The sequence below is a fragment of the Microbacterium sp. NPDC090014 genome (assembly GCF_044748285.1).
GTDB lineage: Bacteria > Actinomycetota > Actinomycetes > Actinomycetales > Microbacteriaceae > Microbacterium.
The window spans coordinates 2,046,293-2,058,620 of the sequence record NZ_JBIVFS010000001.1 but is presented as its reverse complement, the minus strand read 5'-3'; the positions used below and the strand labels follow the sequence as shown (position 1 = coordinate 2,058,620).

Genomic DNA, 12,328 nt, shown 5'->3' with positions numbered 1-12,328 from the left:
ACGTTCAGATCAGACGCGGCCGCGACGTGCGACGCCGGAGGTCAGCGCGCTCGGAAGCAGGGACGCGACAGCGACGATCGCCTTGTAACGCAGCGAGGGGATCGAGACGGCCTTTCCGCGCGCCGCGTCACGGAGCGCCTCGCGGACCACACTCCGCGCGTCGAGCCACATGAAGCCGGGAACGCCCTCGTGCCCCGGTTCGAGTCCCATCCGCTCGTGGAAGGTCGTGTGCGTGAAACCCGGGCAGACGGCGGTGACCGTCACTCCGTCGCGTGCGTACTCGACATTCGCCCAGCGGCTGAATCCGATCAACCAGCTCTTGCACGCGGAATACGTGGAGCGCGAGATGAACCCTGCGACGGACGCGACGTTGATGATCCGGCCCCCGCGGCCGCGCATCGTCTGAAGCGCCGCGTGCATGAGCCGCATCGACGCCTCGACGTGAACGCGCAGATGGCGCACCTCGTCGTCGATGTCGTTGTCGGCGAACTGCAGCGGGAGGCCGAAGCCTGCGTTGTTGATGAGAAGGTCGACCGGATCGGAGGCATCACGGAGACGGTCGGCGACGCGCTCGACATCCTCATCGATCGACAGGTCGGCGGGAAGCACCTCGACCGCGACACCGTGCTCGCTGCGCAACTCGGCCGCCACGACCTCGAGATCGCCGGCGGAACGTGCGACGAGGATCAGATCGGCTCGGCGCCGGGCCAACTGGCGCGCGAACTCTGCGCCGAGGCCGGCGCTCGCTCCGGTGATCAGTGCGGTGGGCATCAGCGCTCGTATCCCAGGAAGCGGAACCGGATGCCGGAGCGCGACGTCTGCCACTCCCCCTCGTTCACGAGCCGCCACCCGGCTTTGGACGGCGCATACGCGTCGCCGGAGACCTCGATGTCGAGCTCGGTGACTTCGAGGCGGTCGGCGTCGGCGATCACCAGGCGGAAGATCTCGGCGCCGCCGATGATCCATACCTTCTCGTGGCCCCGCACCGCGTCCGTGACGGTCGCGGCACGTCGGGCGCCGTCCGCGGACCAGTCCTGCTGGCGGGTGATGACGATGTTCTCTCGCCCTCGAAGCGGGCGGAAGCGCTCAGGGAGCGAGTCCCACGTCTTGCGACCCATGATCACGGGAGCGCCGAGGGTGACTTCCTTGAAGTGAGCGAGATCCTCGGGGACGTTCCAGGGCATGCCGCCCTCTGCTCCGATGACGCCGCCGTGCGCCTCGGCCCAGATCAGCCCGACCCAGGTCATACCGCGACCGCCGCCCTGATCGGAGCGTGGTGCTGGTAATCCTCGACGACGAAGTCCTCGTAGTCGTAGTCGAGGATCGACTCGGGCTTCCGGGCGAACCTCAGCGTCGGGTATGGATACGGTTCGCGCGTGAGCTGTTCATTCACCTGGTCGAGGTGATTGTCGTAGATGTGGCAGTCACCCCCGGTCCAGACGAAGTCGCCCGGCTCGAGTCCCACCTGCTGGGCGACCATCAGCGTCAGCAAGGCGTAGGACGCGATGTTGAACGGGACGCCGAGGAACAGGTCGGCGCTGCGCTGATAGAGCTGGCAGGAGAGCTTGCCGTCCGCCACGTAGAACTGGAACAGGGCGTGACAGGGAGCAAGCGCCATGTCGGGAATGTCCGCCGGGTTCCAGGCAGACACGATGAGTCGCCGGGAGTCGGGCGTCTGCCGGATCTGCTCGATCACCTGAGCGAGCTGATCGATGCTCTCACCCTCCGGCGTCGGCCAGCTGCGCCACTGCACTCCGTAGACCGGACCCAGATCGCCGTCGGCATCCGCCCATTCGTCCCAGATGGTGACACCATGCTCCTGCAGCCACTTCACATTCGAGTCGCCCCTGAGGAACCAGAGGAGCTCATAGGCGATCGACTTGAAGTGCACCCGCTTCGTGGTGATGAGCGGGAAGCCCTCGGAGAGATCGAAGCGGATCTGCCGCCCGAAGACGCTGGTGGTGCCGGTTCCTGTTCGATCGGACTTGTGAGTGCCGGACTCCAGCACGTCTCGGAGAAGGTCTTCGTACGGCGTCGGGACGGCTGCGCTCATGTGTGCCAGACTACCCGCCCTGGGAGCTGTCGAGTCGGATCGTCACGATGCGACATATCGGCCCGGGCGGTGCCGGATCGCCCGTATTCTCGACGCATGTCACCCGCCGTCGCCCTTCTCGTCGCCGCAGCGCTGCTCGTGCTCGCCGGCACGATCGGTGTCGTGCTGAGACTTCTCGACGGACGGCGTCGCGGAGGCGGCCATCTGCGCTTCGATCCGAACGACGCGGGCGTGTCGCGCCTGGGCGCGAGAGCGACAGTCGTGCAGTTCAGCACCGAGATGTGCACCCGCTGCCCCCAGGTACGACGCATGCTCAGCAGCTACGTCGCAGAATCGGAGGGCCTGGACCACGTGGAGGTCGACCTGACGCATCGACCGGATCTGTCGGCTCGATACAAGGTCATGCAGACACCGACGACCTTCATCGTCGACGGATCAGGAGCCGTCCGCGCACGCTTCCATGGCGTGCCCCATCGACACGCGCTGAACGACGCGCTGGCAACCGTATGACGAGGACGGAAAGCACATGACGACACCGGCCGGCATCGATCCCCGCGGCCCGCGATTCGCAGCGACGATCACGACAGTGCTGCTGCTCGTCGCGACATATCTGGCGCTGGTCGGCATCTCGACCGCACGGACCTTCGGCTGGTTCGCCTATCAGCCGCTCGACTCGGCCGACATCGGCTCGGCCACGTGGGCCGTGACGTCGGCGACCCTTGCACAGCGCGCGCTGGACCCGGGGTTCCTCCTCACGATCGTGATCGCCCTGCTGTTCCTGTGGGGCGTCCTGTCACCCGCGACTGCACCATGGGGCGTCGTGTTCCGCAGGGTCATCCGTCCGAGACTGGCCGCTCCGACCGAGCTCGAGGATCCGCGTCCACCGCGGTTCGCCCAGGGTGTCGGTCTCGTCGTCGTCACGATCGGTCTCGTGCTGCACCTCGCCGGGGTCCCGTGGGCGCTGCCCATCGCGACCGCCGCCGCTTTCATCGCCGCCTTCCTCAATGCGGCGTTCTCCTTCTGCCTCGGATGCCAGATCTATCTGCTGCTGCAGCGAGCAGGCATCCTCGGTCGCGCGGCGTCGACCGCCTGAGCGCTGTTCCGCCGCACGCCCACGCTCGATAGGCTGGCCGCACACGCGACCCGCATCGAGCAGCGCGCGATACAACGGAGGAATCATGCCCGTCACCAGCGAAGCCACCACCACCTGGACCGGATCCCTCACCGAGGGCTCGGGCACAGTGGCGTTCTCCTCATCGAAGCTCGGGACCTTCCCGATCAACTGGAAGGCCCGCAGCGAGGGCAGCGACACCACCACCACGCCTGAAGAGCTGATCGCCGCAGCCCACGCGTCGTGTTTCAGCATGGCGCTGTCTCACGCGCTGTCCGAGAACGGCACTCCGCCGGAGCGCGTCAACACGAGCGCGTCCGTCACCTTCAAGCCCGGTGTCGGAATCAGCGGAAGCCACCTCAACGTGAACGCGGTCGTCCCCGGGCTCAGCCCTGAGGAGTTCCAGTCGATCGCTGCCGAGGCGAAGGTCGGCTGCCCCGTATCGCAGGCGCTCGCCGGCATCGAGATCACGCTCGAGGCCACGCTCGCCTGACGTCGGTCATCCGCGAGCGATGCGAATCGCCTCGCGGATGCTGGCGCGAGCGTCCTTGCGGCGGCCAGCGGCATCCTGGACGACGCCGAGTCGGTAGCGCGCGCGCCAGTCCGTCGGCTCCGCATCCGCCTCCCCCGCGTATCTCGCGATGAGCGGGTCAGCGTCGGCACGAGCGATCCGGCCACTCGGCGTCAGCTCGGACTCCGCCGCGGGCATACCGCCCTCGGCATCGAGCTCACGCCCGAGCCGGTCGGCAGCGAACCCGAACTGCATCTCTCGGACGAGCGCCCATGCCCCGATCGGGGCGAGAACGATCAGCGCGATGCCCATGCCGATGGACACCGGTGTGCCGACAGCGAAGAACATCACCGCCAACCAGATGGCGACGGCGAGGTAGACCAGCAGTGCGGCGGCCATCAGGCCGACGCCGATCCGCGACATCACGAGCGGATGCCGATGTCGATCATGCTCTCGAGCCCGACGAAGACGCCGATCGCCTGGGCCGCGAACGGCACCGCGAGACGGATGCCCGGGGCGTAGGCGAGTGCGGGGTCGACCGTGTCATGCGTGAACGTGAGGGACTCACCGGGGCCGGACAGGACGACCTCCTGTTTGGCGATGACGCCGGGACGCCGGAGCGAGTGGATCGGCACGCTGCCGACCTGCTGTCCGCGCGCTCGCTGGTCGGCGTGCGGTGCGCTGACGGGACCCTGTTCGGCGCGTGCGGCGGCGATGAGCTCGGCCGTGCGCACCGCAGTGCCGCTCGGCGAATCCACCTTCGCCTCATGGTGTGCCTCGACGATCTCCGCCGATCCGAAGAACGGCGCGGCTGCTGCGGCCAGAGCCGAACCGAGCACCGATCCCAGCGAGAAGTTCGGGATGAAGACAGCCCCGGTTCCGGCGTTCTCCACCAGAGGACGCACGAGTGCGATCCGCTCGGTGGACCATCCTGACGTGGCGACGAGAATGTTGATCTCACGCTCGACCGCAGCGCGCACGACGTCGACACTGACCTGAGGCGTGGTCGCGTCGATCACCAGGTCCGCACCGTCGAGCTCGGCGAGGTCGCTACGAGACGTCAGCACGCGCGTCACCTCGAAGCCCTCGAGCTCGTCGATCACCGAACCGATGATCGATCCGAGCTTCCCGGTTCCGCCGACGAGTGCTACCTGGGTGGTCATGCGTTCAGTCTATTTCGCGACGTCGATCCGCCCGGCGCGGCGGGCCGGAACTCAGGGAATCAACGGGGAATCAGACGGGCATCGAATCGGGGATGCCGGTGCGCAGCTCGACCGGGAGATGCCCGGTGTCGTTGTGAGTGAGGAGCGTCCAGGGCCGGCCCTGTTTCTGGGCGATCACCGTGAGGCCGCAGTGCGCCTGGTTCAAGGTCATCCATCGCCACTCGGGGGCACCGAGGACCTCACGCACGAACCACGAGATCACGAAGTTGTGGGTGATGAGCACCTCGTGCACGTCACCCGGTTTGCGCACCAGGAACTCGTTGACCGCGTCGAACATCTGAGCACGCCCGGCATCGAGCTCCGCCTCCGTCACCGAGCCGAAGAACGGTTCGTAGGCGGCCGGGGTCTCGTCGGTCATCCCCGTGGGCACGCAGTCGAATAGCAGTGCGGTCGGCTCTGGATCGACCGACGGGAGTCGCTCGGCGATCGCACGGGCCGTCTCGTTGGCGCGCAGGAGCGGAGAGTGCCAGACGGCGTCGAGCGGGAGTCCCGAGAGCCGATCTGCGATGAGTTCGGCCTGACGCTGGCCACGCGGCGACAGGGGCCCGTCGGCGAGACCGTGCTCGGCGTCCTGATGTTCACCATGTCTGACCAGATATATGTAATGCGTCACAAACTCGCTCGCTTCATCGACAGCGTCCGCCGGGATTCACTCCACCCTATGCCAGGTCTGTGACAGAGGCGTTACGACGCTCAGTTGCCGGCGCGAGTGAGCTCGGTGACCTGTGCGCGCGACAGCGTGACGCCGGCGCCCTGCATCAGCTCGTCGACGTGCTCGGTCGCGAAGGTGTTGACGATGGGCGCCGCGATGGTCCGCTGCGCGAGCAGCCACGCGATGGACACGGCGGCCACGGGAACCTCGAGTTCGGTCGCGACCTGGTCGAGAGCCCGCAGGATCTTCGTGCCACGCCTGTTGAGATGCCCCCGCAGCTGCTCCCCGCGTACGCCCCGCGAGGTCAGCGCCTTGCTGCGGTGGCGACCGGAGAGGAAACCGTGCTCGAGAGCGTGCGACGGCGTGACCGCGAGGCTCTGCGCACCCGCCACCAGACGCAGGTCCCCTTCGAACGGCTGACGGCGCACGAGGTTGTACGGCGAATCGATGACCTCGATGCGTGGGTACCCGGCCGAGGCGAGGATGCGCGCCTCCACGAGCCGCTCGGGTGCGAAGCCGAATGCGCCGAGTGCGCCGATCTTGCCCGCGTCGACCATCCACTCGACCGTCGCGAGGGTGTCCTCGAGATTCGTCGTGCGGTCGAGCGTCGCGTCGAGGTACAGCACGTCGATGCGCTCGACGCCGAGCCGCGTGAGCGACCCCTCGACAGCGCGGACGAGGTTCACCGAACCGAGACCCGGATTGTCTGCGTGAGCACCGATCCGCACACTCAGCAGGGCGCGGTCGCGTCGCCCTCTGGACTGCAGCCATTGGCCGATGATGTGCTCGCTGCGACCGCCGGAGAATCCGTCGGCGGTGTGGATGGCGTTGCCACCGAATTCGACGTAGCGGTCGAGGATCCCATGGCTCGTCTCGAGATCGACGTTCCAGCCGAACTCCGCCGCACCGAGCATGAGCGGAAAGGTCTCGAGCCCGGTCTCGCCGAGAGGGACGCGGATGGTCTCCCCTATTCCGGGTCCGACGATCGGGATGGGTGCGGACGGGTGCTCTGCGGCGCCCTGCTGCGCGCGATCGGCCGGCGCTCCTGCGCCTACACTGAACAACCGCATATCCTCACCCCCGCGTCAATCGGTGCGTACCGACCTGCGTCACTGCCTGAAATGCACCCCCCGGTGCGTACTTCGAGAGTAGGCGAGATCTGCGAACTCCCCGACCAATACGGGGAACGGCGCAAGAACTTCCCATAACGGTTTGATCACATCGGATACGACGAAGCCCGGACCGTCCGTGTGGACAGCCCGGGCCTCGTGTCGAAGCGCTGGCGATTACTCGGCAGCGGCCTCGTCAGCAGGAGCTGCGTCCGCTGCGGGGGCGTCGTCGAGCACGGGCTCGAGCGACAGCTTGCCGCGGTCGTCGATCTTCGTGATCTTCACGAGGATCTTCTGGCCGACGGACAGGACGTCATCGACGTTCTCGACGCGCTTGCCACCGGCGAGCTTGCGCACCTCGGTGACGTGCAGCAGGCCGTCCTTGCCGGGCAGCAGCGAGACGAACGCACCGAACGTCGCGATCTTCACCACGGTTCCGAGGAACTGCTCTCCCACCTCCGGGTTGGTCGGGTTCGCGATCGCGTTGACCTGGGCACGGGCAGCCTCGGCCGAGGGGCCGTCGGTCGCGCCGATGTAGACGGTGCCGTCCTCCTCGATGGAGATCTGCGCGCCGGTCTCGTCCTGGATCGCGTTGATCGTCTTGCCCTTCGGGCCGATCAGCTCACCGATCTTGTCGACCGGGATCTGCACGCTGATGACGCGCGGCGCGGTCGGTGCCATCTCGTCGGGAGCGTCGATCGCGGCGTTCAGCACGTTGAGGATGGTCAGACGGGCGTCGCGAGCCTGGGTCAGCGCGCCGGCGAGCACCGACGACGGGATGCCGTCGAGCTTCGTGTCGAGCTGGATGGCCGTGACGAACTCGCTGGTACCGGCGACCTTGAAGTCCATGTCGCCCAGCGCGTCCTCTGCGCCGAGGATGTCGGTGAGGGCTGCGTAGCGCGTCTCTCCGTCGACCTCATCGGAGACGAGTCCCATCGCGATGCCGGCGACGGCTGCGCGCAGAGGCACACCCGCGTTCAGCAGCGACAGGGTCGACGCGCAGACGGAACCCATCGACGTCGAGCCGTTGGAGCTCAGCGCCTCGGAGACCTGACGGATCGCGTAGGGGAACTCCTCGCGGCTGGGCAGCACCGGCACGAGCGCGCGCTCGGCGAGGAAGCCGTGCCCGATCTCGCGACGCTTCGGCGAACCGACCCGGCCGGTCTCACCGGTCGAGTAGGGCGGGAAGTTGTAGTGGTGCATGTAGCGCTTGCTCGTGGTCGGCGACAGCGAGTCGATCTGCTGCTCCATCTTGAGCATGTTCAGCGTGGTGATTCCCATGATCTGGGTCTCGCCGCGCTGGAAGATCGCGGAGCCGTGAACGCGCGGGATGACCTGGACCTCGGCGTCGAGCGGACGGATGTCGGCCAGGCCGCGGCCGTCCATGCGCACGCTCTCGGTGAGGATGCGGCCGCGGACGATCTTCTTCGTGACGGACTTGTACGCTGCGGAGAACTCGATCGGGGCTCCAGCGGGCAGGTTGCCTGCTTCGACCGCTTCGATGAGCTGCGCCCTGACGCGGTCCTTGACCTCGTCGTCCTTGCCCTGACGCTCCTGCTTGTCGGCGATCTGGTAGACGTTCACCAGGTCGTCGTAGGAGCGCTCGGCCACGAAGTCGTAGACCTCGCTGGAGTACGGCGGGAAGACCGGGTACACACCCGGCTCCTTCGACGCGCTGGCGGCGAGCTCGGCCTGAGCCTTGACGAGCTGAGCGATGAAGGGCTTCGATGCCTCGAGGCCCTGCGCGACGACAGCCTCGTCGGGCTTGGTGGCGCCGGCCTTGATGAGGTTCCAGCTGCCCTCGGTGGCCTCAGCCTCGACCATCATGATCGCGACATCTTCGGTGCCGTCGGACTTGGTGACGACGCGACCGGCGACGATCAGGTCGAACACGGCCTCGCTGACCTGCTCAGCCGTCGGGAACGCGACCCACTGGTCCGCGTGCTCGCCGTGGCCGGGGATGAACGCGAGGCGCACACCGGCGACGGGACCCGAGAACGGGAGACCCGAGATCTGCGTCGACGCGGAAGCCGCGTTGATCGCGAGGGCGTCGTAGAACTCGCCCGGGGCGATCGACAGGACGGTGATGACAATCTGGACCTCGTTGCGCAGGCCGTCGACGAACGACGGACGCAGCGGACGGTCGATCAGACGGCAGACGAGGATCGCCTCGGTCGAGGGACGTCCCTCACGACGGAAGAACGAGCCGGGGATCTTGCCTGCTGCGTACGAACGCTCTTCGACGTCGACCGTCAGCGGGAAGAAGTCGAAGCCCTCGCGCGGGTGCTTGCCTGCGCTGGTGGCCGAGAGGAGCATGGTCTCGCCGTCGAGGTACGCGGCGACTGCGCCCTGAGCCTGCTGCGCGAGGCGGCCGGTCTCGAAGCGGATGGTGCGGGTGCCGAAGCGGCCGTTGTCGAGAACGGCCTCGGTGGCGGTGATTTCAGGACCTTCCAAGAGGTCTCTCCTTCTTTGTTTAGACTCGCGAGTCCGTGTGACGCGCGAGCGCATTCATGAAGGAGCGGATTCAGCCGGATACGGGCGCGCGGGCATCCCCGCGAATCTCACCTGCGCTGGCCACCAGTAGAAAGCCACCCGACGTCGCGCCGAGGAACCCACCACAGGGGACCAGCTCTCCGCCGATCGCTCCATGAGTCGATATGAAGTTGTGCGGTCGACACACGTCGACCTCCTCCAGCCTATCAGCGCGCCCTTGAATGTCCTCCGTTTCCGTCCGCGGCGGGTTCGTTCAGTGGACCTTGACGTCCTGCGGAGCGCTCGATCGTCCGAGATAGACGTAGTCGTCGTGCTTCGCGACCCGGCCATCGCCGGCCGCCCGACCGTGCAGTCGTCGCCACACCCAGGGCAGCGCATGGCGGCGCCACCACAGTCCCGCGCCGATCTGCTCGTTCTCATGCAGCGCGGCATCGAGCGCCCCCAGCGCGTCGGCGTGCGGCACCGAGAGGACCTCGCCCGCGCGATACGCGAGGAATCTGTGACCACGACTGCTGAGGTGGACGAGGTCCTCCCCCCAGTTCGGGCGATCCGGAAGCGACGGGTACAGGTCGGTGTCGATCAGGATCGCGCCCGTCCGCGCGGCGATGCCGGACAGTGCCGTGGCGAATGCCGCGAACCTCCTGGTGTAGATCCCGGCCGCTCTCCGACGGGGCAGGAACGGAGTGACGAGCAGCACGTCGGCCCCGATGTCGCGGAGCCGGGTGACCGCGCCCTCGAGCTCCGCGGCGAGCGCGGGCACGTCGACCGTCGACTTAACCAGATCGTTGGCGCCGATCAGGATGGACACGAGGTCCGGCTGCAGTTCGAGCGCTCGATCGAGCTGGGTGCCGCACACATCACGCACACGCTTCGACCGGACGGCGAGGTTCGCATACCGGAGACCTCCGCGTGCGGCGAGCAGCAGGGCGAGCCGGTCGGCCCATCCACGGAGCGCACCATCTGGTGCCGGATCGCACAGGCCTTCCGTGAGCGAGTCCCCCAGCGCCACGTAACGCCGCCAGGTGCGCGCTTGCACCGGGGCGATGGGCTCCGGCCGCGTCAGGCGGCGAGCGCGCGCTCCCTCATCGATCATCCTGAGCTCTCGGGCCTCCTCGTAATGCCCCATCAGCTGAGAACAGACGTTCGCCCAGCTGCGACCCTGCACGGCCTCGCGTCCTGCTGCGCCGAACGCCCGGCGTTTGCGGCCGTCGCCGGTGAGGTCGACCACGCGCATCCGCAGGTCGCCGAGATCGCCGGGACGGTAGAGCCATCCGTCGATTCCCATCCGGACGAGGCCGAGGGGGCCGCCGCGACCGGTGGCGACGACGGGCACCCCGCTGGCGTGGGCCTCCTGTAGGGTCTGTCCGAAGGTCTCGCTCTCTCCCGGGTGCACGAACACGTCGAAGGATGCCATGGCTGCTGCGAGCGCGTCGCCTTCGAGGTGCCCGAGGAAGCACGCACCGGGCATCAGGGACTCGAGTCGAGGCCTGCTCGGTCCGTCCCCCACGATCACGAGTCGCGCACCGGGGATCGTCTGCAGCACTGTCAGGTCTTCCACCTGCTTCTCGGGTGCGAGCCTGCCCACGTAGCCGATCACGACCTCGCTCGCCCACTCCGCGCGCAGTGTCGCGCTCCGGCGGGCCGGCTGGAACCGCTCGGCATCCACGCCTCTCCCCCACAGACGGATGCGATCCACACCGAGCTGCGCGAGCTGCTGCGCCGAGTCGGGCGACGGCGCGAGCGTGATGGTCGCGCGCCGATGGAGCCGCGCGATGTGCGATTCGGCGACACCGGTCGCCACAGGGATGCGATACCTCTGCGTGTATGCCGCGACATCGGTCTGGTACGCGGCGACGGCGGCGACGCCGATGTGCTCTGCGGCGAGCGCGCCTCGCCATCCGAGGGCGAAGGGCGAAGCCAGGTGGATGACATCGGGGCGGAAGCGTCGCAGCGATGCCGCGACCTGACGTGCAGGCGGGGTTCCCACGCGCACACTGCGGTACCCCGGCAGCGCGAGGCTGGGGACCGCTTCCACAGCGGCTCCGTGCACCTCCCCGGGGATGCCGGTCCCATCGGGCGCGATCACATGCGCATCATGGCCAGCACGTTCGAGGTGACTGAGGATCTGCAGGACGGATCCGGTGACACCGTTCATGTGCGGAAGGAAGGACTCTGTCACGATCGCGACTCTCACGTCCTCAGGATGCAGCCCTCGACTCCCACCCGAGGCGCGAATCGGGTCGGAGCACCAGAAGTTCACCGGATGCTGGACGGCTCTTCACCGGCTATCCCGGCGTTGGTTCCCGTTCACCTCCGACGACCACGGTGGGAACGTGTCCACTGAACTGCTCGACGGCCCCTGGGCTCTGGTGGTCATGAGCCTGCTCGTGCTGGGCGACTCGTTCTTCGTGGTGGTTCCGGGAGAGATCGCGGTGACCGCGCTCGGCGCCGTCGCATCGACGACCGGCGATCCTCCCCTGTGGTGTGTGATCCTGTGGGCGGGCATCGCCGCGGTCGCCGGAGACGTCACCTGCTATCTCGTGGGTCGCAGCGTGGGCGTCGACAGGTGGCGCTGGATGCGCACGCCCCGAGTGCGCCGAGCGCTCACCTGGGCGCGGCTGCGTCTGGACGGCGGGACCGCCACCGTGCTCTTCACCGCGCGCTTCGTCCCTTTCGCTCGACTGGCGATCAACCTCATGGCAGGGGCCTCGCGGATCCCGCCGGCTCGGTATCTGCCGCTCGTGACGATCGCGGCGTTCGGGTGGTCCGCCTACCAGGCATCCGTGGGCGCCATCGTCGCCGTGCTGCTTCCGGGAGGCCCTCTGGTCGCCGTCCTCGTGTCCGTCGTCGTCGCCGTCGGGCTCGGCGCCGCGATCGATGTCGTGTCGCGCCGAGCACGGAACTGATCCACCCATGCCTCAGATGCGTGCCCTAGGCTGGCGAGCATGAGCACCGAAGAAGGCGCCTCCTCCAGCGAGGAGATGAAGCGCAAGTTCAAGGAAGCGCTCGAGAAGAAGAACGCGCACCACCGGCAGGGCGAGGCCCACCTGGATGGCGACTCCGCCGTCCATGGCGCGCCCGCCCCGCAGACGCGGCGCGAGTTCCGACGCAAGAGCGGTTGACCACACGGATGCGGGAGCCGACTGCCGTCGACTCCCGCATCCCTCTTCTCAGCA

General features: G+C 67.8%; 14 protein-coding genes. 5 read left to right on the top strand and 9 right to left on the bottom strand.

The features are described 5' to 3' along the window. Positions 1-9: 9 nt before the first annotated feature. The 3 genes from ACIPV5_RS09675 to ACIPV5_RS09665 are packed head-to-tail and all read right to left on the bottom strand — an operon-like array spanning position 10 to position 2,053. Positions 10-771, bottom strand: coding sequence for an SDR family NAD(P)-dependent oxidoreductase (locus ACIPV5_RS09675; RefSeq protein WP_400340921.1), 762 nt, complete (start codon positions 769-771; stop codon positions 10-12). Then, complete coding sequence (locus ACIPV5_RS09670; protein WP_400340919.1) at positions 771-1,247, bottom strand: dihydrofolate reductase; 477 nt, start codon at positions 1,245-1,247, stop codon at positions 771-773. The genes ACIPV5_RS09675 and ACIPV5_RS09670 overlap by 1 nt, the downstream gene beginning before the upstream one ends. Then, a complete protein-coding gene (locus ACIPV5_RS09665) occupies positions 1,244-2,053 on the bottom strand; it encodes a thymidylate synthase (protein WP_320488063.1) in 810 nt (269 codons plus the stop codon). Before ACIPV5_RS09665 ends, ACIPV5_RS09670 begins: the two co-directional genes overlap by 4 nt. A 96-nt stretch (positions 2,054-2,149) precedes the next feature. Here ACIPV5_RS09665 and ACIPV5_RS09660 point away from each other — a divergent pair, with 96 nt between their 5' ends. The 3 genes from ACIPV5_RS09660 (at position 2,150) to ACIPV5_RS09650 (ending at position 3,657) form a co-directional block, all read left to right on the top strand. After that, positions 2,150-2,563 carry a thioredoxin family protein gene (locus ACIPV5_RS09660; RefSeq protein ID WP_400340917.1) on the top strand — a complete coding sequence of 138 codons (414 nt, stop codon included), beginning with the start codon at positions 2,150-2,152 and terminating at the stop codon, positions 2,561-2,563. 16 nt (positions 2,564-2,579) lie between these two features. Next, a complete protein-coding gene (locus tag ACIPV5_RS09655) occupies positions 2,580-3,146 on the top strand; it encodes a DUF4395 domain-containing protein (protein WP_320488062.1) in 567 nt (188 codons plus the stop codon). A gap of 85 nt (positions 3,147-3,231) precedes the next feature. Then, on the top strand, positions 3,232-3,657 hold the full coding sequence (locus ACIPV5_RS09650; protein WP_056278497.1) for an OsmC family peroxiredoxin: 426 nt from the start codon (positions 3,232-3,234) through the stop codon (positions 3,655-3,657). 6 nt (positions 3,658-3,663) lie between these two features. On the opposite strand, the gene ACIPV5_RS09645 is transcribed toward ACIPV5_RS09650, so the two are convergent. The 6 genes from ACIPV5_RS09645 to ACIPV5_RS09620 all read right to left on the bottom strand — a co-directional run bounded on the left by ACIPV5_RS09645 (position 3,664) and on the right by ACIPV5_RS09620 (position 11,331). Then, positions 3,664-4,098, bottom strand: coding sequence for a hypothetical protein (locus ACIPV5_RS09645; RefSeq protein WP_083569321.1), 435 nt, complete (start codon positions 4,096-4,098; stop codon positions 3,664-3,666). After that, on the bottom strand, positions 4,098-4,838 hold the full coding sequence (dapB, locus tag ACIPV5_RS09640; protein WP_320488061.1) for a 4-hydroxy-tetrahydrodipicolinate reductase: 741 nt from the start codon (positions 4,836-4,838) through the stop codon (positions 4,098-4,100). The genes ACIPV5_RS09645 and dapB overlap by 1 nt, the downstream gene beginning before the upstream one ends. 70 nt (positions 4,839-4,908) lie before the next feature. After that, positions 4,909-5,511 carry a histidine phosphatase family protein gene (locus tag ACIPV5_RS09635; protein ID WP_400340914.1) on the bottom strand — a complete coding sequence of 201 codons (603 nt, stop codon included), beginning with the start codon at positions 5,509-5,511 and terminating at the stop codon, positions 4,909-4,911. An 80-nt stretch (positions 5,512-5,591) separates the two neighbouring features. Further along, the gene (locus ACIPV5_RS09630; RefSeq protein WP_053095818.1) at positions 5,592-6,620 is read right to left on the bottom strand and encodes an aldo/keto reductase; all 1,029 of its coding nucleotides are present in this window, start codon (positions 6,618-6,620) and stop codon (positions 5,592-5,594) included. A gap of 216 nt (positions 6,621-6,836) precedes the next feature. Then, positions 6,837-9,113, bottom strand: coding sequence for a polyribonucleotide nucleotidyltransferase (locus tag ACIPV5_RS09625; RefSeq protein ID WP_053095817.1), 2,277 nt, complete (start codon positions 9,111-9,113; stop codon positions 6,837-6,839). A gap of 292 nt (positions 9,114-9,405) precedes the next feature. Beyond that, positions 9,406-11,331: a GDSL-type esterase/lipase family protein gene (locus ACIPV5_RS09620; RefSeq protein WP_400340912.1), complete on the bottom strand. Its 1,926-nt coding sequence runs from the start codon at positions 11,329-11,331 to the stop codon at positions 9,406-9,408. A gap of 154 nt (positions 11,332-11,485) precedes the next feature. Between ACIPV5_RS09620 and ACIPV5_RS09615 the strand changes: the two genes are divergently transcribed. Further along, positions 11,486-12,058, top strand: coding sequence for a DedA family protein (locus ACIPV5_RS09615; protein WP_400340910.1), 573 nt, complete (start codon positions 11,486-11,488; stop codon positions 12,056-12,058). Positions 12,059-12,097: 39 nt separating this feature from the next. Beyond that, positions 12,098-12,274, top strand: coding sequence for a DUF5302 domain-containing protein (locus tag ACIPV5_RS09610; RefSeq protein WP_091232420.1), 177 nt, complete (start codon positions 12,098-12,100; stop codon positions 12,272-12,274). Positions 12,275-12,328 lie beyond the last annotated feature (54 nt).

Coding starts and splice junctions, on each gene's coding strand:
- ACIPV5_RS09675 (WP_400340921.1), bottom strand. CDS start 771: ATGCCCACCGCACTGATCACCGGAGCGAGCGCCGGCCTCGGCGCAGAG.
- ACIPV5_RS09670 (WP_400340919.1), bottom strand. CDS start 1,247: ATGACCTGGGTCGGGCTGATCTGGGCCGAGGCGCACGGCGGCGTCATC.
- ACIPV5_RS09665 (WP_320488063.1), bottom strand. CDS start 2,053: ATGAGCGCAGCCGTCCCGACGCCGTACGAAGACCTTCTCCGAGACGTG.
- ACIPV5_RS09660 (WP_400340917.1), top strand. CDS start 2,150: ATGTCACCCGCCGTCGCCCTTCTCGTCGCCGCAGCGCTGCTCGTGCTC.
- ACIPV5_RS09655 (WP_320488062.1), top strand. CDS start 2,580: ATGACGACACCGGCCGGCATCGATCCCCGCGGCCCGCGATTCGCAGCG.
- ACIPV5_RS09650 (WP_056278497.1), top strand. CDS start 3,232: ATGCCCGTCACCAGCGAAGCCACCACCACCTGGACCGGATCCCTCACC.
- ACIPV5_RS09645 (WP_083569321.1), bottom strand. CDS start 4,098: ATGTCGCGGATCGGCGTCGGCCTGATGGCCGCCGCACTGCTGGTCTAC.
- dapB (WP_320488061.1), bottom strand. CDS start 4,838: ATGACCACCCAGGTAGCACTCGTCGGCGGAACCGGGAAGCTCGGATCG.
- ACIPV5_RS09630 (WP_053095818.1), bottom strand. CDS start 6,620: ATGCGGTTGTTCAGTGTAGGCGCAGGAGCGCCGGCCGATCGCGCGCAG.
- ACIPV5_RS09610 (WP_091232420.1), top strand. CDS start 12,098: ATGAGCACCGAAGAAGGCGCCTCCTCCAGCGAGGAGATGAAGCGCAAG.